The 22,068-nt window shown below is 70.9% G+C and carries 19 protein-coding genes and 2 tRNA genes; 12 read left to right on the top strand and 9 right to left on the bottom strand.

From position 1 onward, the window contains the following. Positions 1 to 586: 586 nt before the first annotated feature. On the bottom strand, positions 587 to 898 hold the full coding sequence (locus tag ACTWQI_RS06155; RefSeq protein ID WP_443268179.1) for a PepSY domain-containing protein: 312 nt from the start codon (positions 896 to 898) through the stop codon (positions 587 to 589). A 176-nt stretch (positions 899 to 1,074) separates the two neighbouring features. After that, complete coding sequence (locus tag ACTWQI_RS06150) at positions 1,075 to 1,989, bottom strand: bifunctional DNA primase/polymerase (protein WP_443268177.1); 915 nt, start codon at positions 1,987 to 1,989, stop codon at positions 1,075 to 1,077. Between the two features lie 346 nt (positions 1,990 to 2,335). On the opposite strand from ACTWQI_RS06150, the gene ACTWQI_RS06145 reads away from it, so the two are divergent. The 7 genes from ACTWQI_RS06145 (at position 2,336) to ACTWQI_RS06115 (ending at position 8,767) form a co-directional block, all read left to right on the top strand. Beyond that, positions 2,336 to 2,647 carry a hypothetical protein gene (locus tag ACTWQI_RS06145; RefSeq protein ID WP_443268175.1) on the top strand — a complete coding sequence of 104 codons (312 nt, stop codon included), beginning with the start codon at positions 2,336 to 2,338 and terminating at the stop codon, positions 2,645 to 2,647. A gap of 229 nt (positions 2,648 to 2,876) precedes the next feature. Beyond that, complete coding sequence (locus ACTWQI_RS06140; RefSeq protein WP_443268173.1) at positions 2,877 to 3,833, top strand: bifunctional MaoC family dehydratase N-terminal/OB-fold nucleic acid binding domain-containing protein; 957 nt, start codon at positions 2,877 to 2,879, stop codon at positions 3,831 to 3,833. Further along, positions 3,830 to 4,228 (top strand): MaoC family dehydratase, encoded by a 399-nt coding sequence (locus tag ACTWQI_RS06135; protein ID WP_443268172.1) that lies wholly within the window; start codon positions 3,830 to 3,832, stop codon positions 4,226 to 4,228. Before ACTWQI_RS06140 ends, ACTWQI_RS06135 begins: the two co-directional genes overlap by 4 nt. Continuing rightward, positions 4,225 to 5,391 carry a lipid-transfer protein gene (locus ACTWQI_RS06130; protein ID WP_443268170.1) on the top strand — a complete coding sequence of 389 codons (1,167 nt, stop codon included), beginning with the start codon at positions 4,225 to 4,227 and terminating at the stop codon, positions 5,389 to 5,391. The genes ACTWQI_RS06135 and ACTWQI_RS06130 overlap by 4 nt, the downstream gene beginning before the upstream one ends. A gap of 62 nt (positions 5,392 to 5,453) precedes the next feature. Then, the gene (locus tag ACTWQI_RS06125; protein WP_443268169.1) at positions 5,454 to 6,308 is read left to right on the top strand and encodes a DUF1906 domain-containing protein; all 855 of its coding nucleotides are present in this window, start codon (positions 5,454 to 5,456) and stop codon (positions 6,306 to 6,308) included. Between the two features lie 160 nt (positions 6,309 to 6,468). Continuing rightward, positions 6,469 to 7,008, top strand: a complete 540-nt coding sequence (locus ACTWQI_RS06120; RefSeq protein ID WP_443268167.1) for a SigE family RNA polymerase sigma factor — start codon at positions 6,469 to 6,471, stop codon at positions 7,006 to 7,008. Positions 7,009 to 7,117: 109 nt separating this feature from the next. Further along, on the top strand, positions 7,118 to 8,767 hold the full coding sequence (locus tag ACTWQI_RS06115; protein WP_443268166.1) for a long-chain fatty acid--CoA ligase: 1,650 nt from the start codon (positions 7,118 to 7,120) through the stop codon (positions 8,765 to 8,767). Positions 8,768 to 8,879: 112 nt separating this feature from the next. Here the strand turns inward: ACTWQI_RS06115 and ACTWQI_RS06110 are convergent, their stop codons facing one another. Together ACTWQI_RS06110 and ACTWQI_RS06105 are read right to left on the bottom strand one after the other, a co-directional pair. Further along, complete coding sequence (locus ACTWQI_RS06110; protein ID WP_443268164.1) at positions 8,880 to 13,490, bottom strand: PAS domain-containing protein; 4,611 nt, start codon at positions 13,488 to 13,490, stop codon at positions 8,880 to 8,882. A gap of 225 nt (positions 13,491 to 13,715) precedes the next feature. Then, positions 13,716 to 14,192: an SSI family serine proteinase inhibitor gene (locus ACTWQI_RS06105; RefSeq protein WP_443268162.1), complete on the bottom strand. Its 477-nt coding sequence runs from the start codon at positions 14,190 to 14,192 to the stop codon at positions 13,716 to 13,718. A 371-nt stretch (positions 14,193 to 14,563) separates the two neighbouring features. Between ACTWQI_RS06105 and ACTWQI_RS06100 the strand changes: the two genes are divergently transcribed. The 3 genes from ACTWQI_RS06100 to ACTWQI_RS06090 all read left to right on the top strand — a co-directional run bounded on the left by ACTWQI_RS06100 (position 14,564) and on the right by ACTWQI_RS06090 (position 15,894). Then, a tRNA-Ser gene (locus ACTWQI_RS06100) sits at positions 14,564 to 14,653 on the top strand. 181 nt (positions 14,654 to 14,834) lie between these two features. Further along, positions 14,835 to 14,907 (top strand) — tRNA-Arg (locus tag ACTWQI_RS06095). 27 nt (positions 14,908 to 14,934) lie between these two features. Next, positions 14,935 to 15,894 (top strand): DUF2797 domain-containing protein, encoded by a 960-nt coding sequence (locus ACTWQI_RS06090; RefSeq protein ID WP_443268161.1) that lies wholly within the window; start codon positions 14,935 to 14,937, stop codon positions 15,892 to 15,894. A 51-nt stretch (positions 15,895 to 15,945) separates the two neighbouring features. Here the strand turns inward: ACTWQI_RS06090 and ACTWQI_RS06085 are convergent, their stop codons facing one another. Then, positions 15,946 to 16,827: an endonuclease/exonuclease/phosphatase family protein gene (locus tag ACTWQI_RS06085; RefSeq protein ID WP_443268160.1), complete on the bottom strand. Its 882-nt coding sequence runs from the start codon at positions 16,825 to 16,827 to the stop codon at positions 15,946 to 15,948. Between the two features lie 352 nt (positions 16,828 to 17,179). On the opposite strand from ACTWQI_RS06085, the gene ACTWQI_RS06080 reads away from it, so the two are divergent. Continuing rightward, positions 17,180 to 17,995, top strand: coding sequence for a TetR/AcrR family transcriptional regulator (locus ACTWQI_RS06080; RefSeq protein WP_443268158.1), 816 nt, complete (start codon positions 17,180 to 17,182; stop codon positions 17,993 to 17,995). Between the two features lie 52 nt (positions 17,996 to 18,047). On the opposite strand, the gene ACTWQI_RS06075 is transcribed toward ACTWQI_RS06080, so the two are convergent. From ACTWQI_RS06075 to ACTWQI_RS06065, 3 genes are all read right to left on the bottom strand, one after another. Continuing rightward, the gene (locus ACTWQI_RS06075; RefSeq protein ID WP_443268156.1) at positions 18,048 to 18,518 is read right to left on the bottom strand and encodes a PPOX class F420-dependent oxidoreductase; all 471 of its coding nucleotides are present in this window, start codon (positions 18,516 to 18,518) and stop codon (positions 18,048 to 18,050) included. A 69-nt stretch (positions 18,519 to 18,587) separates the two neighbouring features. Next, on the bottom strand, positions 18,588 to 20,213 hold the full coding sequence (locus tag ACTWQI_RS06070) for an MDR family MFS transporter (RefSeq protein ID WP_443268154.1): 1,626 nt from the start codon (positions 20,211 to 20,213) through the stop codon (positions 18,588 to 18,590). 14 nt (positions 20,214 to 20,227) lie between these two features. After that, positions 20,228 to 20,698, bottom strand: coding sequence for a MarR family winged helix-turn-helix transcriptional regulator (locus ACTWQI_RS06065; RefSeq protein ID WP_443268153.1), 471 nt, complete (start codon positions 20,696 to 20,698; stop codon positions 20,228 to 20,230). A gap of 234 nt (positions 20,699 to 20,932) precedes the next feature. Between ACTWQI_RS06065 and ACTWQI_RS06060 the strand changes: the two genes are divergently transcribed. After that, positions 20,933 to 21,127: a hypothetical protein gene (locus ACTWQI_RS06060; protein ID WP_443268152.1), complete on the top strand. Its 195-nt coding sequence runs from the start codon at positions 20,933 to 20,935 to the stop codon at positions 21,125 to 21,127. A 58-nt stretch (positions 21,128 to 21,185) separates the two neighbouring features. Here ACTWQI_RS06060 and ACTWQI_RS06055 read toward each other — a convergent pair whose 3' ends face one another. Then, positions 21,186 to 22,016 carry a hypothetical protein gene (locus ACTWQI_RS06055; protein WP_443268151.1) on the bottom strand — a complete coding sequence of 277 codons (831 nt, stop codon included), beginning with the start codon at positions 22,014 to 22,016 and terminating at the stop codon, positions 21,186 to 21,188. Between the last annotated feature and the right edge of the window lie 52 nt (positions 22,017 to 22,068).

Below are 22,068 nucleotides of genomic sequence, written 5' to 3'. Positions count from 1 at the left end.
GCCATGGCACGAGAGATCACGGCCCGTACGCTTGCCGCGAATCGGGCTGGCTCCTCGCCTCGTCCAGGAGCGGCCCCTGCCGAGATTGATCGCCGAATCTTGCCCTAGTCCGCTGGAGAGGGCTGTTGCCTGGGTCTGCGACGTTCGACCGAGACCGTGAGCCTGTCGGGGCAATGCGGGCTGCCATGGTCATCCATACGATCGCGGACGTTGCCGCCGGGATTCTGGGCTGTGGATTCTGCTGTATCTGCTCGACGCGAACCAGGCGAACGGCCTGGTCAGCATTGTGCACTGGATGGCGGACTGGCTCGCGGGCTGTTTCAGGACCTGTTCACCAGGGAGAGCGAAGGGGTCCGCGTTGTGCTCAACTACGCTGTGTCGGCCGCGCTTTACCTTTTGCTCGGACATGGTCTCGCGGCACGGATTCGCCGCTTCTGCTCGCGCTTCTGACCGGTTGGCCCCAGAGAAGACATGTTGCCGGTCCCGGATGACGGGATTCCCGCGACAATTCAGGGGTGCCCGGTTTCCGGGCACCCCTGAATCCGTTGTTGTCGTGTGTCGTCGTGCAGATCATGCAGATCGTGACTCACTCGTCTTCGCCGCCCTGGTCGGCCTCGCTGTTCACGACCTTGAAGTCCTTGTCCAGGTGCACGTCCACGCGGCTGCCGTCGTTGAGGGTCACTTCAACCTCGTAGAACGCATCCTCGTCGCCCGCTTCGGAGTCGGTCACCCTGCCGCCGCCGGTGTGGTCGAGGGCCGCCGCGCTGGCTTTGGTGAGGGCCTTGCCCCGGATGGGGGGCTCGCTGTCGTCGGAGCCCGTGGCCAGTGCCGCCCCGGTTCCGCCGGCGACGAGGGCCGCCGCACACGCTCCGACGATCCACTTCCTCTTGCTGTTCATCACAGGCTCCTTCTCCCGTAGCCGCCTGAGTAGCCTCAGGATGCGCCCGAGCAGCTGAACAGACCCTGAATACGGCGGGCGCCCAGCCCCCCTCTCAGGCCACGCCTCTCAGGAGCACCCCCTCCGAGCGGCCCACTACGGCCTCCGGCCGTCCCCAAGCGCTCCCCCCGCCGACCTCACCCGAAGGAAGCCCGAGGTGGCTCCTGGCCGTGGGCGGTGTGGCGGGCCGCCGAGTCGATGGTGGCGAGGGCCTCGCGCTCATCGAGGCCGGTGTCGAGGGCGGCTGCGGTGAGGGACGCGGTGAGTTGCGGGCCCAGTCCGGTCTCGTACGCCCGGCAGGCGGCCCAGAACAGCCGGTCGTTGCGCTGCCCGGGGCGCGACTCCCGAACGAAGGCGATCAGCCGGTCCGCGTGCGCCCCCGGCGCACCCGACGGGATGCGGACCGGGGCGCGGCGGGCGCGCCCGGGGGGCGTGAGCAGCCGGAGAAGCGCGGGCGGGGCAGGTGCCGCTCGGATGGGACCGGGGGCGAGGCGGTAGACGCCCCGGGTGCTGTACGAGCCGGGGCCGACGAGGTATCCGCCACTGCCGCGGACGTCGATGCCGGGCGCGAGGCGGCCTGCCGAATTCGGTACAGGTCTGCCGGGCGGGCCGGTCAGCCAGAGATGGCGGCCGCCGCTGGGCGTGAGGACGGTGACCGTGGGAGGAAGGACGAATCCGTGTCGGCGGGCGAGGCGTTCCAGGGCGGCGAGGCTGTCGGAGCCGGTCTTGACGTCCAGATCGAGGCCGATGAGGTGGTGCGGGGCGCGGCCGCAGGCGATGCCGTAGCCGGTGGCCCAGGGCGCGGCGTCGAACAGCGCGAGGATCTGTGCTGGGTCGGTCGTCGCGTCGTGGACCCCATGACCGGCCCGCCCGCACTCACCCCGGCAGCGTACGGGCCGAGCGTCGGCGTGGTGCGGCGAGCGGACTGCGGGCAGCTTCCCGCGGGTCAGTGGGATGACGGGCAGCCCGCGGGCGGCCGCGGCCAGTGCGTGGCGGCGCGCCGCGGCCGCAGGTCCGTGCGCCGGGAGCCGGGGAATACCGGGCGAGGCCATGGATCGATTTTCGCTCACACGTTCTATATGTGGAAGTGTGCGAGCCGCTTTTGCGGCCGAATGGGCGACCCGGGCGAGATCTGTTGGAACGTGCCCGAAGCGCATCGAGATCGGATGGCACCGGGGCCGATGGCCTGTCCCTGGCGGACGACGCAGGTGCGGGCTGCGACTTCGGGGCCTGAGAGACGTTTATCGGGTGGTCCTCATGCTTGCGGGCGAATAGGGATCCGAGGGGGATTCAGGGCGAAACCGGTGGGCAGCTCTGGTGTCGCGACGTCGCATCAACGCCGAGGCAGCGGGCCAACTGCCTCGTGGCACCTCGTACTTCCGCTCATGGAGGACTGACATGGCAAGTATCCGTACTGTCCGCGCTCTCGCCGCCCTCGCGTCGCTGCCCTTGACGGCCGCGCTCTTCGCCGGTGTGGCGCAGGCCGACAGCGGGCCGTTCGCGGGCGACGGATCGAACACGAGCGTCGCCGGTGTCGTCGGCAGCGGCGTGGGGGACGACAACAACGGCAACTCCACGACGACACAACAGGTTGCCACGGGTTCCGGCGCCTCGAACGACAACAGCACCGCGAGCGTGAACGACTCCGCGTTCACGGCCATCGACCAGTCCAAGGACAGGGTCGCGTTCAACGTCGTCGATCTCTGGTGAGCGCAGGCTCGTAGAGCCGCTTGTGGGGACGGTGACACGCTGCGCGACGGCACCTCGGTGCCGTCGCGCAGCCGTGTGTCCGGCCCCGTTCCCGACCTTGACAGGTGGCGTTGACCTGACGGACAGTCAGAAATCTGTGTGGAACCTGAAGCCCTCGAGCGGTGTATCGAAAGTGTCCGGACATCGTGGGGGCGCCGGGCGAAGCCGAGCCGGGCGGGAGGGACGGGACATGGGGGCGGACGTGGGTGAAGACCAGCGGGCGCAGGAGCTCTACGAGCGGTTGAAGGCGTACGAGGGGAAGGCAGCCGCCGCGGGGTGTGAGGGCAAGGATGTCGTCAACGAGCCGATGATCCGGCACTGGTGCGAGGCGATGGGCGACACCAGCCCGGCCTACCCCACCATCGCGCCGCCCACGATGCTGCAGGCGTGGACGATGGGCGGGCTGTCCGGGCACGCGGGCCGGACCGATGCGTACGACGCGCTGCTGGGGCTGCTCGACGACGCCGGATTCACCTCGGTGGTCGCGACCGACTGCGAGCAGGAGTATCTGCGCCCGTTGCGGCCGGGGGACAGAATCACCTTCGACGCGGTGATCGAGTCGGTATCGGCCCAGAAGACGACGAAGCTGGGCACTGGTCATTTCGTCACGACCAGGATGGACGTTCGCGCGGACGGTGAGTTGGCGGGGACGCACCGCTTCCGGATCCTCAAGTACGCCCCCGTTCAGCGGAAGCCGAAGGCACGGCGTCCCCGACCAGTGATCAATCGCGACACTCGGGGATTCTGGGAAGGAGTCTCGCGGCACGAGCTGCTCATCCAGAAGTGCACGGGCTGCGGGACCCTCCGCTTCCCCTGGCTGCCGGGATGCAACAGCTGCGGCTCCCCCGCCTGGGAGACCGTCGAGGCAGTCGGTGACGGGACCGTCTACTCGTACGTCGTCATGCACCACCCGCCGTTCCCGGCCTTCGCGGAGCCCGACCCCGCCACTGGCAGCCCGCGTCCCTACGCCGTCGGCCTCATCGAACTGTCGGAAGGCGTGCGGATGATCAGCAACATCACCGGGGTGCCGCCCGCCGCGATACGGATCGGTATGCCCGTCGAGCTCGAATTCCTGAGCGCGGACGACGAGTTGACCCTGCCGGTCTTCCGCGCGCGTCATGCCGTGCCCCAGGAGGACGCCGTATGACCAAGGTGGGCGACGAGCTGTCGTCGCTGTGCATTCCGATCACGCGCACGCTCATCGTCGCCGGGGCGGTCGCCTCTCGCGACTATCAGGACGTGCACCACGACGCGGAGGCGGCGCGGGCGAAGGGCTCCCCCGACATCTTCATGAACATCCTCACCACCAACGGTCTGGTCGGTCGCTACATCACCGACTTCTTCGGACCGCGGGCGCGCCTCCGCAAGGTGGCCATCAGGCTGGGGGTGCCCAATTACCCAGGAGACACCATGACGTTGACCGGCACCGTCGCCGCGGTCGACGGCCGGACGATCGATGTGAACATCGTGGGAGCCAACGGCCGCGGAAACCATGTCACCGGCACGGTCACCGTCCAGCTCCCGTCGGAGGTGGGCACATGAGCCTCCGCAACCGCGACACCTTGGGCGGCCGGGCCGCCATCGTGGGCATCGGCGCCACCGAGTTCTCCAAGGACTCCGGCCGCAGCGAACTGAAACTCGCGGTGGAAGCCGTCCGGACGGCACTGGACGACGCCGGACTGACCCCCGGCGACGTCGACGGCATGGTCACCTTCACCATGGACACCAGTCCCGAGATCACGGTCGCCCAGGCTGCGGGCATCGGTGAGCTGTCCTTCTTCTCCCGGGTCCACTACGGCGGCGGGGCAGCCTGCGCCACTGTCCAGCAGGCAGCCATGGCCATCGCATCCGGTGTGGCCGAGGTGGTCGTCTGCTACCGGGCGTTCAACGAACGGTCCGGCCGCCGCTTCGGCTCCGGGGTGGAGCACCGTGAGCCCTCGGCGGAGGGCACAGCACTCGGCTGGTCGCTTCCCTTCGGGCTGCTCACCCCAGCGTCCTGGGTCGCCATGGCGGCTCAGCGCTATCTGCACACCTTCGGGCTGACGCCCGAGGCGTTCGGCCATGTCGCCGTCATGGACCGTCGCCATGCGGCGCGCAACCCGGCCGCGTACTTCTACGGGAAGCCGATCACTCTCGACGACCATGCCGCCTCCCGCTGGATCGTCGAACCGCTGCGGCTCCTCGACTGCTGTCAGGAGACCGACGGAGGGCAGGCGATCGTCGTCACCTCCGTCGAGCGCGCCCGCGACCTGCGGAGGTCCCCGGTCGTAGTCACGGCCGCTGCTCAGGGCGCCGGACGCGCCCAGGAGCAGATGACGAGCTTCTACCGCGACGATCTCACCGGCCTGCCGGAGATGGGTGTGGTCGCCCGCCAGCTCTGGCGCACCAGTGGGCTGCGGCCCGACGACATCGACGTGGGGATCCTCTACGACCACTTCACGCCGTTCGTGCTCATGCAGCTCGAGGAGTTCGGCTTCTGCAAGCCAGGAGAGGCCGCCGACTTCGTCGCCGCCGGGGCGCTGCCCCTCAACACCCACGGCGGCCAGCTCGGCGAGGCTTATCTGCACGGGATGAACGGCATAGCCGAGGCCGTCCGGCAGCTGCGCGGCAGCTCGGTCAACCAGATACCCGGGGCGTCCCGGGCCCTGGTGACGGCTGGTACCGGAGTTCCCACATCCGGGCTCGTCCTTGGTACGGACGGCTGACAGGGTCTCCCGGGCCGCGTGTCTGACGGCCCTTCAGGTTCCGCGGGTCGTTCACTCACCCTATGGAACGACGAAAGAAGATCATTCAATATGTGATCGCGTTGCTGACGGCGATCGCCGCGGTCGTCAGCAGCTTGGTCACCGGCGCCACCGCCGTCGCCGATGCCTCGGCCGGCAACGGGGATCTGCGGTCCGAGGGCGCCGAGATCTTCACCGGTCTGGGCTTCGACACCTGCGAAACCCCGTCGCTCGGTGCCATGAGCGCCTGGCGGAAATCGAACTACCGCGCCGTCGGCGTCTACATCGGCGGCCGTGGCCGGGCCTGCAAGAAGCAGACCCACTTGGGACGCCGTTGGATCCGCGAGGTGACCGACCGGGAATGGAAGGTACTGCCGGTCTATGTCGGATCGCAGTCCCCGTGCGTCCACAGCAAGAAGAAGAAGCATGTGCCCATCAACAAGGAGCCGTGGAGTCAGGGTCTCGAGGAGGGGAAGGACGCAGTGGCGAAGGCGGCCGGTCTCGGCATGCAGGAGCGCAGCGCGATCTACCTCGACATGGAGGCCTACGACCGCAGCGACAGAAACTGCGCCGAGACCACGCTCTCCTTCATCCGCTCCTGGAGTCGCGAGGTACGGAGCCGGGGCTACTTCCCCGGCTTCTACAGCAGTTCCACCTCGGGTGTGAAGCACGTCGAGACCGCTCGGCAGCGCGGAGTGCGCGATCTCCCCGATGTGGTGTGGTTCGCCCGCTGGAACGTCCCGCCCTCGCTCTACGAGGAGCCGGTGCTCGACCAGACCGCATGGGGCCCGCACCGGCGCATCCACCAGTTCAAGGGCAACGTCGTCGAGGAGCACGGGGGCGTCAGGTTGAAGATCGACCGGAATCTGATCGACGCCCCGGTCGCGGTGGTCGAATGAGCACGATCGGCCGGGGCGGGCACGGGAACCCTGAGCCGGGGCCGAGGACCAGTCCACCTCTGGGAGGTTGGGGCCCCGTCGCCCGTACGACCTGAGGGGGACCCGTCTTCGGCACTTACGGCCGATCCGGGTAACATCCGCCGCTCCTAGCGTTGAGTGCATGACCACGCCTGTCTGCACCGGCGCATCCGCCGCAATGTCCCCCTCGTTTCCGTCGTTCTCGTCGTACGTGCGAGACCGCAGTCCCGTGCTCCTGCGCACCGCTCGCTCGCTGACCGCGAACCCGTGCGACGCCGAGGACCTGCTGCAGACCGCGCTGACCAAGACCTACCTGGCCTGGGAACGAATAGCCGACCACAGAGCGCTCGACGGGTACGTACGGCGGACGTTGGTGAACACCCGGACCTCCCAGTGGCGCAAGCGCAAGGTCGACGAGTTCGCCTGTGAGGAGCTCCCCGAGCCCGAGGCCACCCCGGCCCCGGACCCGGCCGAGCAGCAAGGGCTGCGCGATGCGATGTGGCGCGCGATCCTGCGGCTGCCCGACCGCCAGCGGGCCATGGTCGTCCTCCGGTACTACGAGGACCTGAGCGAGGCCCAGACCGCCGAAGTGCTCGGCGTCTCGGTCGGTACGGTCAAGAGCGCCGTCTCCCGCGCGCTGTCCAAGCTGCGTGAGGACCCCGAGCTCGCTCACGCCTGCTGAACCGGGAAGCCGCGACCGGAGCGTGCACGCGGTAGTGACATACCCAACGGTATGGCCGCAGAATCAGGCCACCATGACCGTCGCGTGACCGCGCCTTCGGGAGGCACCGGTGCTGAGCACGATGCAGGACGTACCGCTGACAGTGAGCCGCATCCTGCGGCATGGATCGACCGCCCACGCCGACTCGTACGTCACGAGCTGGACCGGCGAGGACGCGCCCGAGCGCCGCAGTTTCGCGGAGATCGGAGCACGTGCCGCGCAGCTGGCGCACGCCCTGCGCGACGAGTTGGGCGTCGTGGGCGATCACCGGGTCGCCACGCTCATGTGGAACAACGCGGTTCACCTGGAGGCGTACCTCGCCATCCCGTCGATGGGCGCCGTCCTGCACACCCTGAATCTCCGGCTTCCCGCAGACCAGTTGGCCTGGATCGTGAACCACGCCGCGGACCGCGTGATCATCGTCAATGGCTCCCTTCTGCCCCTCCTCGCCCCGCTCCTCCCGCAGCTCGAGCCGGTCGAGCACGTGGTCGTGGCAGGCCCCGGCGACCGATCTGTCCTCGATGCCAGCCGGGTCCGCGTCCACGACTACGAGGAGCTGATCGCCGGCCGCCCCTCCGCCTTCGACTGGCCGGCGATCGACGAGCGCGAGGCCGCCGCCCTCTGTTACACCTCCGGCACCACCGGCGACCCCAAGGGTGTCCTCTACAGCCACCGTTCGATCTATCTGCACTGCATGCAGGTCAACAGCGCCGAGTCCTTCGCGACGACGACCGCGGACGTCGCGCTGCCGGTCGTCCCGATGTTCCACGTCAACGCCTGGGGCCTGCCGCACGCCGCCTTCATGGGCGGCACGTCGCTGCTCATGCCCGACCGCTTCCTGCAGCCCGCCCCGTTGGCAGAGATGATCGAGACCGTGCGGCCGACCCTCGCCGCAGCCGTTCCGACAATCTGGCAGGGACTGCTCGGCGAGCTCGACGCCAAGCAGCGTGACGTATCCAGTCTGCGGACCGTCGTCATCGGTGGGTCGGCTTGCCCGCCGGCGCTCATGAAGGCGTTCGAGGAGCGGTACGGCATCCGGGTCGTGCATGCCTGGGGCATGACGGAAACCTCACCGCTCGGCACGGTCGCCCACCCGCCGGCCGGGCTCACGGCCGAGGAGGAGTGGCCGTACCGCCTGACACAGGGCCGCTTCCCGGCCTCCGTCGAGGCCCGTCTTGCCGGTCCGGGCGGTGAGATCCTGCCCTGGGACGGCACCTCGGCCGGCGAATTGGAGGTCCGCGGCCCCTGGATCGCCGGCGCGTACTACGGCGGCAACTCCGGTGAACCACTGCGGCCCGAGGACAAGTTCAGCGAGGACGGCTGGCTGCGCACCGGTGACGTCGGCACCATCACGCCGGACGGCTACCTCACCCTCACCGACCGGGCGAAGGACGTGATCAAGTCCGGTGGCGAGTGGATCTCCTCGGTCGAGCTCGAGAACCACCTCATGGGGCACCCGGAGGTGGCTGAAGCGGCGGTCGTCGCCGTGCCGGACGAGAAGTGGGGCGAACGACCGCTCGCCACCGTCGTTCTGAAGGACGGCGCCGCCCCGGACTACGAGGCGCTCAGGGCCTACCTCGCCGAGCGCATCGCCCGCTGGCAGCTGCCCGAGCGCTGGGCCGTCATCCCGGCCGTGCCCAAGACGAGCGTCGGCAAGTTCGACAAGAAGGTGCTGCGCAAGCAGTACGCGGACGGGGAGCTGGACGTCACGCAGTTGTGAGCGCCGGAACCGCTGGGCGTCCGGCGCATAGTCGCCGGCGCCGGTGGTTCCGCACGCCGTCGGGCCAGGGGCCGGGACGGGGCATCGTCCGGCATCGTCCCCCGCGTCGCGCTCAGTTCGCGCCGATCTTCGCCAGCAGGTCCACGATCCGGCTCTGCACCTCGGCACTCGTCGAGCGCTCCGCCAGGAACAGCACCGTCTCGCCCGAGCTGAGCCGTGGAAGCTCCGCCGGGTCGATGTCGGCCGAGGTGTAGACGACCAACGGCGTGCGGTTGAGCAGCCCGTTCGCCCGTAGCCAGTCGACGATTCCGGCCCGGCGGCGACGCACCTGCATCAGATCCATCACCACCAGGTTCGGACGCATCTGCGCCGCGAGCGTCACCGCGTCCGCGTCCGAGCCCGCGCGGGCGACCTGCATGCCGCGCCGCTCCAGCGTCGCCGAGAGGGCTCCCGCGATGGCGTCGTGCCCCTCGATCAGCAGCACCCGGGGCGGGTGCTGCTCGCTGTCGCGCGGGGCGAGGGCCTTCAGCAGTACGGCCGGGTCGGCACCGTACGCGGCTTCCCGGGTTGCCTGCCCCAGGCCCGCGGTCACCAGCACCGGCACCTCGGCCGCCACCGCGGCCGTACGCAGCGACTGCAGCGCCGTCCGCGTGATCGGCCCCGTCAGCGGGTCGACGAACAGGGCCGCCGGGTACGCCGCGATCTGCGCATCCACCTCTTCGCGGGAGTGCACGATCACCGGTCGGTAGCCACGGTCGCTCAGCGCCTGCTGGGTGGGGCCGTCCGGGGCGGGCCAGACGAGCAGTCGGCGCGGGTTGTCCAGCGGCTCGGGGGGCAGTTCGTCGTCCATCGGAGGGGCGCCCTGGGAGTCGGTGACATCGATGGCGCCGTTGGGTCCGTCCAGCGGCTCAGGACCCTCGGCGCCGTCGTCGGGGGCGCCTATCGCGTAGGCCCGGCCCTCGTTCGCGTCCAACAGCCGTGGTGGCTGCGGCTGCTGTGATTCCCGGGGGCGTGCGGCGGCCCCTGGCGCGCCGGGTAGCGTGCGCTCCCCCTCCTGCGGCGGGGCGGCGAGCTTGCGCCGCTTGCCGGAGGGGGTTGCCGGCTGTGCGGGCGGCTGTGGCGGCCGCTGCTGGTCGACGACCTGCTGGGCGAAGGGCACGTTCTGGCCGAGCGTGCGCACGCTGATCGCGCGGGACTGTGTGGTGGAGTCATCGGCCTGGTCCGACGGCTGCGCCTCCGGGGGCAGGGGCTGCGGCTTCGGCTGCGCCCCGCCCGGTGGGTGCTGGTCGCCGGGGCGCTCCGGTGGCATGGGCGGGGGAGCGGGAGTTTCCCTCGCAGGAGTCCCCTGGGCGGGGGTTCCCTGCGCCGGCCTTCCGTGGGCGGGCGTTTCCCCGGCGGAAGTCCCGTGCGCGGGCGTCCCTTGCCCGGGGAATCCCTGCGCAGGAGTCCCGGCGGCCGGCTCGCTCGCCTCGAACTGTTCCTCGGCCGGGTCGCGTCGCGCACGGCGGCGTCCCGTCGGGACCGGGTGCGGCTGCGGCGGTGTGTGGTCGTAGTCGGGCCCCTCGGGCACCGGCCCGTGCCCACCGCGCTCGTCGGGTGACCGGTCACCGGGCTGCCCCCCGGCACCAGCCGCCGACCGCGCCTCGTCACCCGCGGCGGGCGGCAGCGCGAAGGCCTGCCGGTCCCCGACGGTGTCGTCCTGGCTGCTCGTCCCGCCCTGACCGGGCAGCCGGCGCTCGCCATCGGCCAATGCCCGCCGCGTCCTGCGACCGCCTGCCGTTGAGGTACTCGGCGCCTGCCCGCCTGCCGCAGGCAGGGCGGGCGCGGCGGACTGCGCCTGCGCCGGAGAGCTCGTGGCCGTGCCGCCCGCAGGCGTGGCAGCCTCGTCGGCACCGGGCGGCTGTACGCGTCGGCCCTGCCGCCCCGTGGGCTCGGGACTCCGGCCCTGCGGTGGCACCGGTGTCGGAGCCGCGCCGGGCCCGAAGGTCCTGCCGTCCCTGCCCTCGTCGTACGGTCCGGGCACGGGACTGGAACTCTGTTCGTCCCTGCGCAACTGTGCCGGGACGGGACTGAGGTCCTGGCCCTGACCGCCCGGACCGGTCCATCCGTTCATGGGTCTGTGGTCCGCCGACTCACTGGGCAGGGCGGGCAGCGCGCTCCCCGTCCGGCCGCCGTCGGTGCCGTTGCCGGACTCCGCCGCCGGAGGGGTCGCGCGGCGGGCTCGCCGCCCAGTCGGTTCGGTCCCCCGGCCCTCGGTCTGCGGGCCGGTGCCCTGCGGCGGTACGGCGGCGGGTGGCACACCGTTCGCGGTCGCAACACTCCCCGACGACTGCGGGCCGTACTCGCTGCTGGTCTCGTCGCTTTGTGCCCAGCGCTCCGCAGCGGTGGCCAGTGAGCCGTACGACGCGTCCGAACCCGAACCCGAACCCGAACCCGAACCCGAACCCGAACCCGTACCCGAACCCGTACCGCCGCGCCGTGCACGCCGGCCTGACCTCGGTCCGGCGGCGTGAGCAGCGGCATCCGGCGCCTCTGAGGGACCGGCTGCCGACTGCGGCATGTCGCCGCTCGTTACGGGCTCCATCTCCTCCGGGCTGGGCCGTCCACGACGGCGCCCGGTCGGCTGCGGGCCCGTCGGCGTCGGAGTCGTAGAGGAAGCCGGTACCGGAGCGGGCTTGGAGACATCCGTGTCGCCAGAGGCCACGGCAGACGGCAGCGCAGGGAGAGCGCGTGCCTGCTGGGCCGACCCGCCCGACCCGACCGGACCGCCCGCCGTTCCGGCGCCGTGCATCCCTGAGCCGAGCGCATCCGAGCCGACCGACCCGGTGCCGGACTCGGCACCGGCCGCCCCCTCGTTCGCCGCGCGGCGACGCGCCCGGCGTCGACCGGTCGGCGTCGGGGAATCGGTCGCTTGCGCGGGGATCGTGGGCGCGTCAACGGCGGAACCACCGCTGGTACCCGAGTCCCCGCCGCCTCCAACCCCTCTGCTGCCGCCCGAGGTCTCATCGGTGCGCGCCTCCCCGGCGTGGGAATCACCCGGTGCCCCTGGTGCATCCGCCGCACCAGGCGCCCCCGCGCCCGCTACGGCCGTCGCCGTGGTCGCGTCCGGGTTCCCGGCGCGAAGCGGCACTTCGAGCACATACGCGCTCCCGCTCATCCCCGGTACCTCATGCGTCTGCAGCACGCCGCCGTGCTGGCGCACGATGCCGCGCACGATCGGCTCGTGCACGGGGTTCCCCCCGGAGTACGGCCCGCGCACCTCGATCCGTACCACCTCGCCGCGCTGCGCGGCCGCGACCACGATCGTCGAGTCGCCGGTGACGCCCCCGGCCGGGGCGTTCCCCGTCGCGTCGACTCCGGCCACGTCCGCGATCAGGTGTGCGAGGGCCTGGGTCAGCCGCCTCGCGTCCACCTCGGCCTGCAACGGCGGGGCGTGCACCGCGAACTGCGCGCGCCCCGGCCCGATCAGTTCGACCGCGCCCTCGACACCCGCCGCCACGACGGCATCCAGCGGGACGACCTCCCGCTGCAGCTGCTCCTGTCCGGAATCCAGCCGCTGGAAGCTCAGGACGTTGTCGACGAGCGTGGTCATCCGGGCGTACCCGGCGGTGAGGTAGTGCAGGATCTGGTTGGCCTCGGGCCACAGCTGTCCAGCCGGGTCGGAGGCCAGCGTGCCCAGCTCGGTGCGCAGCTGTTCCATCGGTCCGCGCAGCGACTCGCCCAGGACGGAGATCAGCTGCGCGTGGCGGCCGGCCAGCGCGTCGTACCGTTCGGCTTCCCGCGCTTCCAGTTCCGCGTACCGCTGAGCTTCCCGGGCCTCCAGTGACGCGTACCGCTCGGCCTCGCGGGCTTCCAGCTCCGCATACCGTTCGGCCTCCCGGGCCTTCAGTTCCGCGTGCCGGGCCTCCAGCTCCTCATAGGGGCGCCGGTCGGTGAAGGTCATGACCGCGCCGACCAGCTGCTCCCCGTCCCGTACGGGCGCGGTCGTCAGGTCGACGGGCACCGGTTGCCCGTCCTTCGCCCAGAGCACCTGTCCGCGCACCCGGTGCTTGCGGCTGGACCGCAGCGTGTCGGCGAGCGCCGACTCCTCGTACGGGAACGGGGTGCCGTCGGTCCGTGAGTGCTGGATCAGCGGGTGCAGCTCCTTGCCGCCGAGATCGCTCGCGCGGTAGCCGAGGATCTGCGCGGCGGACGGGTTGACCAACACGACCTTGCCGTCGGTGTCGACGCCGACGACACCCTCGGCGGCCGCGCGCAGGATCATCTCCGTCTGGCGCTGCTGCCGGGCGAGCTCGGCCTCGGTGTCGACCGTTCCGGACAGGTCGCGGACGACGAGCATCAGCAGCTCGTCGCCGGTGAACTGGTGGAGCGACGGGTCGGCGTACGGGGTCCGGCCGTCCTCCAAGTTGGCGCTGGTCACCTCGACGGGGAACTCCGACCCGTCCGTTCGGCGTGCGACCATCCGGGTCGGCTTCGTCCGCCTGCCTGGCTCCTCGTCGCCCGGCCGCCGCATCGAGCCGGGGATCCGCTTGGAGTCGAAGGCCGGAAGCAGGTCCAGCAGCCCTCGGCCCACGAGCGCAGTGCCGGGCGCCTCGAAGGTCTCGAGTGCGATGGTGTTGGCGTTGACGACCGTGCCGTTGCAGTTCACCAGCAGCAATGCATCGGGAAGGGCGTCGAGTATGGCGGCGAGGCGAGCAGCTCCTCGGGATGGCCTGCTGCTCACGACGACCATTCCTCCCTGATCACTGCACCTTGCCGACAGCCCTGGCCATTCTGCCGCGCCTCCCGGGGCCTGTCACGGGAGGGAGTCTACGGGCAGCCATTGCGGGCGCGACGGCGGATGAGCGGAGGGCGGATGGCGACTTCGTGCGACTCGGTCTACGCCCGACATAAGGCACTCGGCCCCATGCTGCGGCGGGAAACGGCTGCATTCCAGGTCAGGGCTCGATCAGGGGCCGGTCTCCGGGAGTACCGGCCGCAGCTTGTCCCAGCGGGCGATCTCGCAACCGTTCGCCCGGTCGTAGTGGGCATCGACCGGGCGGCCCGCCCAGGTGCCGTTGACATGGGCCGTCGCCGGGCCGCCGTGCATCATCGTGCAGGCGCTGCGGGGCTCGACGGGGGCGAACGGGTCCTCGCCCCAGCGCGTCATCTGGTCGAGACGGTCGCATGCGGCCTCGGCGTCCCAGTGCGTACCGCCCGCCGGATGGCACTCGAGACTGTAGGTACCGTCGAGGGAACGTTTTCCGGTGTTGCTGATGGTGATGGTGAGACGGTCTTCCCCGGCCGGCGGCACGATGTCCGGAAGGTCTGGTGTCGGCAGGGGCATGGGAAGTGGTGTCGGAACCGCGGCGGCTCCGGTGGCCGGTACCGCCGCGAGGGCGGCCGCGGCGGAGATCGCGGTGAGAGCGAGGCGGCGGAGCAGCATCGGGGACTCCCTGGGTGGCGGGACGGGCAGGGCGGCAGGGCCAGCTGAGGCGAGCCCTGGGGCACCTCCCAGCGGTAGCTGGGGGAGCGAGCCCGCCATGACTAACGCTCCTGCCGCCGGGGCGTTGCGCAACCTGCCGCTGTCCCCGGGAGTGACCGGGCACCGCCAGGAGAGCCGAGAGGGCCGCGGCCGAGGCCGGGCGCTGCGGAGAAGACGGGCGCCAAAGGGGGGAACGAGGGCGTCCCGCGCGCGGTAAGGGCTTTGCTCTGCCGCACGCGCGACGGGTACCGTAGGGGGCGATTGGTGGCAGCCCGCAGGGCTGTGCCATCATCTGCACACACCCTTCGCCTTCGGGACGGCTGAGTGTGCGAGGAGGCTTCGCCTAGTCTGGTCTATGGCGCCGCACTGCTAATGCGGTTTGGGGTAACCCCCCATCCCGGGTTCAAATCCCGGAGCCTCCGCTCGATCTCCTGGATCTGGTGAGGCCCTGGCTCCGACAGCCGGGGCTTCAGCCGTTCTTGACCTCTCTGGAGGCTGTTTCCCCAGGTCAGCATGGGGATGGTTAACGGATTTCGCCTCCGGCGGCAGGTCATGTAATGTTGTTCCCGCAACGCCGACCGGCATGAAAAGGCCGAGACGCAAGCGCTCGTAGCTTAACGGATAGAGCACTTGACTACGGATCAAGAGGTTGCAGGTTCGAATCCTGCCGAGCGCGCATTCTGACCAGGCCTCCCATGAACGCATGGGGGGCCTTCGGCGTTCCGGGAGGACTGTGACATCGGCAGAGCGAGACGCCTGGCGGTGCACCGGGCCGGTCTGGGGGACGGATGGTCCCGGGCTGGGGTGGTATCACCCGGGAGCCGGTGAACGGACGAGCCGGATCCGGTACGGGCAGCCGCTGGCGTTCGTCGTGGAGGGCGGCCGCCGCTGTACGGGGGTGTGGCGCGGGGGACATCGGACCCCCTGCCCGGAGGCCGCCGCCGTGCCCGTACGGAGCCGGAGCGCGCAGTGCGCGGACTGTGCGCGGCTCGACCGGTCCCGGTCCGTGGCGGCCGACACCCGGGCCGACGACCCACAGCCGTACGCCGTCTACCTCGCCTCCTTCGGTCCCGCGCTCCTCAAGGTGGGAATCACGGCGGCAGCGCGCGGCTCGGTCAGGCTGCTGGAACAGGGGGCCGTGACCTTCACCTGGCTCGGGCGGGGCCCGCTGATGGGTGCTCGCCGGGCCGAGGAGCTGCTCGGGGCGGCGCTGGGGGTGAAGGACCGCATTCCCTCGGCTGAGAAACGGTCGGTACGGGCGGCGCTGCCGCCGGTCGGTGAGCGGTTCTCGGAACTGGCCTCACTCCACGCGCGCGTGGCGGAGCTGCCGGGCTGGCCGGAGTCCCTGGAACGCGCGCCCTTCGAACCGGTCGACCACGAGAGGCTCTTCGGCCTGGACCGGCTGGCCGCCCGGGTGTCCGCCGGGCACATGGCCGACGTCACGGCGCTCGGCGACGGGGTCGCCGTGTCGGGCGAGCTGCTCGGGGCGGCCGGGCCCGATCTCCATCTCGGGACGGAGGACGGGGTGCTGGTGCTCGACGGCCGACTGGCGGCCGGTTGGGTACTGCGGGCCGCGAAGCCGGGCCGGCCGACGACAGCGCCGGTACGGGTCTTGGCCGCGCGGCCCGCCGCGGGCACCGGGGTGCAGGGCGGACTCTTCTGACGACGGTCGGCGGTGGCGGGCGGTCCAAGGGCCGCGCTGAGGGGCGGCTGATCAGCGACGACGCCGTACCAGTAGATCGGTGACCAGAGGGCGGTGGTCCGAGGCGAGCGTCTCGGCCACCTCCGCGCCGCGCATCCGGATGCCCTGCGACACCGTCACGTAGTCGATGCGCTTCACCGGGTCCTGCGCCGGAAAGGTCAGCCCGTCACTGGACGGCTCCGCATCGGTCAGCCGCTCCCACAGCGGTGCCAGCTCCGGTGCGTCCGGTTCCGCGTTGAAATCGCCGACCAGCACCTGTTGCGGGCACCTGCCATGCCGCCGGTCGCAGTCCTCCGCCATGATGCGCCGGGTATCGGCGACTTGCGCCCTGCGCACGGACGGATCGGGCCGGTAGTCGAGGTGTGTCGAGTAGATGTGCACGGGGATCCCCCGGGCCCGTACGACCACCTCGGCGAAGCCAGGCGCCGGGGCTGGGGCCGGATGCGGATCCTGCGTCGACAGCCGGGTGATCTCGTGGTTCTCGGCGCTCAGGATCGGGAAGCGGGACAGCACCGCGACCCCGAACTCCCGGCGCGGCTTGCCCGGCTCGGCCGGCTCGAGACTGTAGATGGGCGCGAAGTACACCCGCATGCCCAGGGCGGCGGCGAGCTCGTCGGCGAGATCGCGCCACTCACTACGCGCGCCCCAGTGGACGTCGACTTCCTGAAGTCCGATCACATCGGCGTCCAGGGCGCGGATCGCGGCGGCCGTGCGCCGTGGATCGAAGACGTTGTCCTGCCCGGCACCGGCGTGAATGTTGTACGTCGCGACACGCAGCGGAACACGATGTCCCGTCGGGCCGGACGGATCGGCATGGGCCGGGGGTGGCGCGGTGACCACGCCCAGGATCCCGGCGGCGAGCAGCAGTTGAGCGAAACGGCGGCGCGGCGGCATCCAGGCCTCCTCGGCTCTCATGTCGGCTCGGCGCGGAGGACCGTGCGACGACCGCGTCGAACACCCCATATCGAAGAGTGTCATACGACGTACGAGATGTCCGCTACAGTGTGCGCCTTTCGGCATGGCGGGCTCGCCGACCGATACGGGGCGGACCGGACGCGTAACTTCCCTGCAGATTCCCCGGCCTGAAGCCGAGTCAGCTGATGGGGCATGGCCAGCCGTCCCTCCCATTGCGCCGAGAAGGACGCCTCGTCCGCAGGCTCCGCTGCGAGAGCGGCATAGCATCGAAGGGCCCGGCGACCGAACGAAACCCGCTGGCTCCGCGTACGTCCTTGCAGGAGGGTGCGCCATGACAGCTGCCGAACGCGGATCCCGCCGCGCGCGGACCAGCGTGTGGCTGGACGGGGGCCCTGCGCCGGCGCGGAAGAGCGACCAGCCGACCGGACTCGACCGCGACAAGATCGTCGCGACGACCGTCCGGCTGCTCGACTCCGAGGGGCTGGGGAAGTTCTCCATGCGGCGGCTCGCCGCGGAGCTCGGAGTAACGGCCATGTCGGTCTACTGGTATGTCGACACCAAGGACGATCTGCTGGAGCTTGCCCTGGACGCGGTCACGGGGAAGGTCGCCCTGCCCGACGAGGGCGAGGGTGACTGGCGTGATCAGCTCCGCCGACTGGCGGACGCCTACCGCACGCTGCTGGTCACGCACCCCTGGGTGTCCCGGCTGATGGGCGAGTACCTCAACGTCGGGCCGGCCGCGATGGCGTTCACCGGCGCGGCACAGCGCGCGCTGCGCAGCAGTGGACTGACGGCAGCGCAGCTGCCGGGCGCGATGGCTCTCGTCCATCAGTTCGTGTACGGCTTCGGCACGACCGAGAGCCGGTGCGTCGCCCGCTGCCGGGAGGCGTGCGTCAGCCAGGACGACTTCCTCCGGCAGGTGAGGGGGGCGATCGAGGACCGTCAGGAGTTCCAGGAGGCCTGGGAGGTCATCGAGGCGCGCGACGGGACCACGGCCGAGGAGCGGCGGACCCGGGACTTCGACTTCGCACTCGACTGTGCGATCGCCAGCATCGAAGCGATGCGGGACCGCTCGGCACCGGGGCCGCAGCGGCGCGAGACCGCGTCCGGCTCCCACACCACTGACCGTCAGGGCACGGCGCCCTGACGGGTCGGGGCGCAGCGCCTTGCCCGGGCCGGCGGCGGGTACGAGGTGCGGGTCAGGACTGGGGGGCTAGGCGGGCCGGGAAGCCGCCCGTGGCGATCGGGCCCCAGCGCTCCGGGATGATGCGGATCAGGGACTTGCCCTGCTTCAGCATCGCGGCGCGGTACTCGTCCCAGTCCGGGTGCTCCCCAGCGATGTTGCGGTAGTACTCGACCAGCGGCTCGGCCGACTCCGGCGCGTCGATCACCTCCGCGGTCCCGTCGATCTGCACCCAGGGGCCGTTCCACTCGTCCGACAGAACAATCACGCTCACGCGCGCGTCGCGGCGCGCGTTCCGCGTCTTGGCCCGCTCGGGGTAGGTGGAGACCACCAGCCGCCCGGAGTCGTCCACGCCACAGGTCAGCGGGGAGCCCTGCGGACGCCCATCCGAGCGGGTGGTCAGCAGGATTGCGCGGTGTCGGGACCGTACGAAGTCCAGCAGTCCGTCGAGGTCGACAGTCGTGTTCGTCGCGATGTCGGGAGCCATGGAGCGCAGCGTACGGCGGCTGACGGGTCGACAGCAGCCGACGCTCCCGCTTCTCGTCCGTACCGGGTCTCACTCGGCGCGGTTGCCCCCGCCGCCGGACGTCGCCGCCTGTTGCAGCCCGCTCCGGGTCTTCAGCGGGACCTCCTTGATGAAGAGGACCGTCAGCAGGGCGACCAGCGCCATCGGTGCCGCGTACAGAAACACATCCCCGACGGCGTGCCCGTATGCGCTCTCGACGACCGTACGGACCGGAGCCGGCAGGGCGTCCAGGTCCGGCAGCGTGCTGCCGGACCCTGCTGCCGCACCGGCGGCCCGGTGCCCGAGAACGCGCAGGCCGTCCTCGACATAGTGCGTGATGCGGTGGCTGAGCACCGCACCGAGCGCGGAGACCCCGACTGCCCCGCCGAGCGTGCGGAAGAAGGTCACGAGGGAACTTGCCGCGCCGAGGTCCTTCGGGCCGACCTGGTTCTGCGTGGCGAGGACGAGGTTCTGCATCATCGTGCCGATGCCCAGGCCCAGCAGGGCCATGAAGACCGCCATGTGCCAGTAGGCGGTGTCATAACGGATCGAGCCGAGCAGTCCCAGCCCCGCCGTGATCAGCGTGCCGCCCGCGACGAGCCAGCGCTTCCAGCTGCCGGTCCGGGTGATGACGAGGCCCGAGACGGTCGACGAGACGAAGAGCCCCGCGATCATCGGGATGGTCATGACGCCGGACATGGTCGGGGACTCGCCCCGCGCCAGCTGGAAGTACTGGCTGAGGAAGACTGTCCCGCCGAACATCGCGACACCCACGAAGAGGCTGCTGAAGGAGGTGAGCGTGATCGTCCGGTTCCGGAACAGGCGTGGCGGCAGGATCGGTTCGCTCGCCTTCGCCTCGACGAGCACGAAGACCGCGCCGAGCAGGACCGAGCTGCCGACCATGGCGTACGTCTGCCACGAAATCCAGTTGTACCTGTCGCCGGCCAGGGTCACCCAGATCAGCAGCAGGGAGACGGCGGCGGTGATGAGGAACGCGCCGGCCCAGTCGATCTTCACCGCACGCTTCACCACGGGGAGCTTCAGGGTCTTCTGCAGCACGACCAGGGCGATGAGTGCGAACGGCACGCCGACGTAGAAGCACCAGCGCCAGCCGAGCCAGTCGGTGTCCGTGATGACCCCGCCGATCAGCGGGCCGCCGACAGTCGCGACGGCGAAGGTCGCGCCGAGGTAGCCGCTGTACCTGCCGCGCTCCCGCGGGGAGATCATCGCGGCCATGACGATCTGGGTCAGCGCCGTCATGCCGCCGATGCCGATGCCCTGGACGACGCGACAGGCGATCAGCATCGAGGTGCTCTGCGAGAGTCCGGCGACCACCGAGCCGGCGACGTAGACCAGCAGTGACAGCTGGACCAGCGTCTTCTTGCTGGTGAGATCGGCCAGTTTGCCCCACAGCGGGGTCGAGGCGGTGATCGCGAGCAGCGCCGCGGTGACCACCCACGTGTACGCGCTCTGGCCGCCGTCGAGATCGGTGATGATCTCCGGCAGCGCAGTGGAGACGATCGTCGACGAGAGCATTGCGACGAACATGCCGAGCAGCAGCCCGGAGAGGGCCTCCATGATCTGTCGATGGCTCATGGGCGGGGCGTGTTCGGGGTGTCCGGCGCGCACGCGGGTGTCCGAGTCTCCCCGCACACCGGCTGGTGCGGTCGTTGCCATGCTGTTCCTCTTCGTCACGCTGGGGCAGTACGGGTGGCGGGCAGCGGGCCGCGTGAGCGGCAGTCGCCGAAGTCGGCCCGCAGCCGGATGAGCAGCGAGTTCAGCTGTCCGACCTCCTCGTCGGACCAGTCCTGGAGCGCCGCGGCGAGGGTGTCCACGTAGCGCCGGGAGATCTCCGCGAGCAGCCGCTCGCCGCTCGGAGTGAGGCGGAGCAGCCGGGACCGCTTGTCGAGCGGGTCGGGTGCGCGAGCGATCCAGCCGCGCTCGGCTGCATGGGCAACGTGTCTGCTGGTCACGGACATGTCGATCGCGAGCAGCTCGGCGAGTCTGCTCATCCGCAGCTCACCGTGGCGGCGCAGCAGGTGCAGGACGGCGGTCGGGCCGGCCGGGCAGTCGGGCGGCAGGTTGCGCGCGAGTCCGCGTTTGACGGTCCCGACCGCGGTCAGCTGCCGGGCCAGCTCCTCGTACAGGTTCTGGGCTGCCATGGCACTCCTCCCGACGACGACGACGACCGATGCAAGTTGCTTAGGGCAACCATAAACAAGTTGGTTGCTGAAGGCAAACTAATGAAGGGTTGCGGGCGGCCCAGTGGCGAGTCTGCGGCCCGGACGGCGCCGGTCGGGTCCGTAAAGCCGACCGCGGGTTCGTAAAGTCGCAGGCCGAGGCCGTTGCGCCCCGGGGGTGTGCGGGATTCCACTCATTCGCTAGGGTCCTGGCCCATGGCACACAACCCCAACCAGCCCGAGGGCAACTACGACCCGGCTGGCAACACCCAGATGTTCCGGGCCTTCGTCGACGAGGGCGCGACGGGACGCCGGCCCGCCGCATCGGCTGGTCCGCGCGTCGGACTGATCGCCGGTGTCCTGGCGATCGTCGTGGTCGTCGCAGCCGTCGCCTGGCTTGCCCTGAACTGACCTTCCCGGGCGGCCGCCGTGGCGGTCGGCACCGTGGCCGCCCCTGGGACGGGGCGGGTCACTTCCAGGCGACGTCGACGTCCTGGGTCTCGATATGCATGCCCAACGGGACCCGCCATGCGTCCACGCACACCGTCCAGGTCTTCTCCGTCCGCTGCCCGCCCACGATCGGCACGGGCAGCTTCCTGGTCGACACGATGGTCGCCCAGTCGATACCGATCGAGTCGATGATGTGCGTCCCGAAGGTGACCGTGCCTGAGGTGACGGGCTCGTCCCCGGTGTTGTGCAGGTCCAGGGTGACCTTTTCGCACCACCGCTGGTCGGTGGGCGCGCGCTCCGGTGAACCGACGGACAGCGCGGCGGGGCGCACTGGCCCGGGAGGCGGGGGTTGGTCGTCCGGACGCCCCGGGTCTCCCCCCTGATCGCCGCTGCCGGGCCCGTTGCCGGAATCGTGCCCGGGTCCGGATCCGCCGCCCGTGCCATCCCCTGGTCGGCCGCCACCGGTGCCCGACCCAGTGGAGCCGTCGCTCGTTCCGCCAGGTCCGGGGTGTCCACCTCTGCCCTCGACGTCGATGCCCTGCGGAGTGTCCGGTCCTCCGGACGCTTCGGGTGTCCGACCGGGCGTCGACCCCGCGCCCGCGCCACCGGGCCCGTTGCCGCGTTCCGACGTGTCGAGGGGAATCAACGTGACCTCGCCCTCGGGCGGTACGGCCTGTTCCCGCGCCTCCTCGGCGCTCGGCCCGACCGCACCGACCGCCACATAACCGTCGTCTCCGCCGCCACCACCGCACCCCGTCAGCAGCGCCCCCAGGGACAGTACGGCTGCCGTGATCGCCGCAGCCCGGCGACGGGCTCCGTGCTGCGGCCGCCCTCGCGTCAACCCTCGCATCGGCCCAGTGTGGCTGACGGTACATCAGCTGTGAAGCGCGCGGCCGCGGCCG

The sequence above is a fragment of the Streptomyces sp. KR80 genome, assembly GCF_052245555.1.
Taxonomy (GTDB): domain Bacteria; phylum Actinomycetota; class Actinomycetes; order Streptomycetales; family Streptomycetaceae; genus Streptomyces.
Note: the sequence above shows the minus strand (reverse complement) of the source record. Positions and strands in the feature narration are given on the sequence as shown.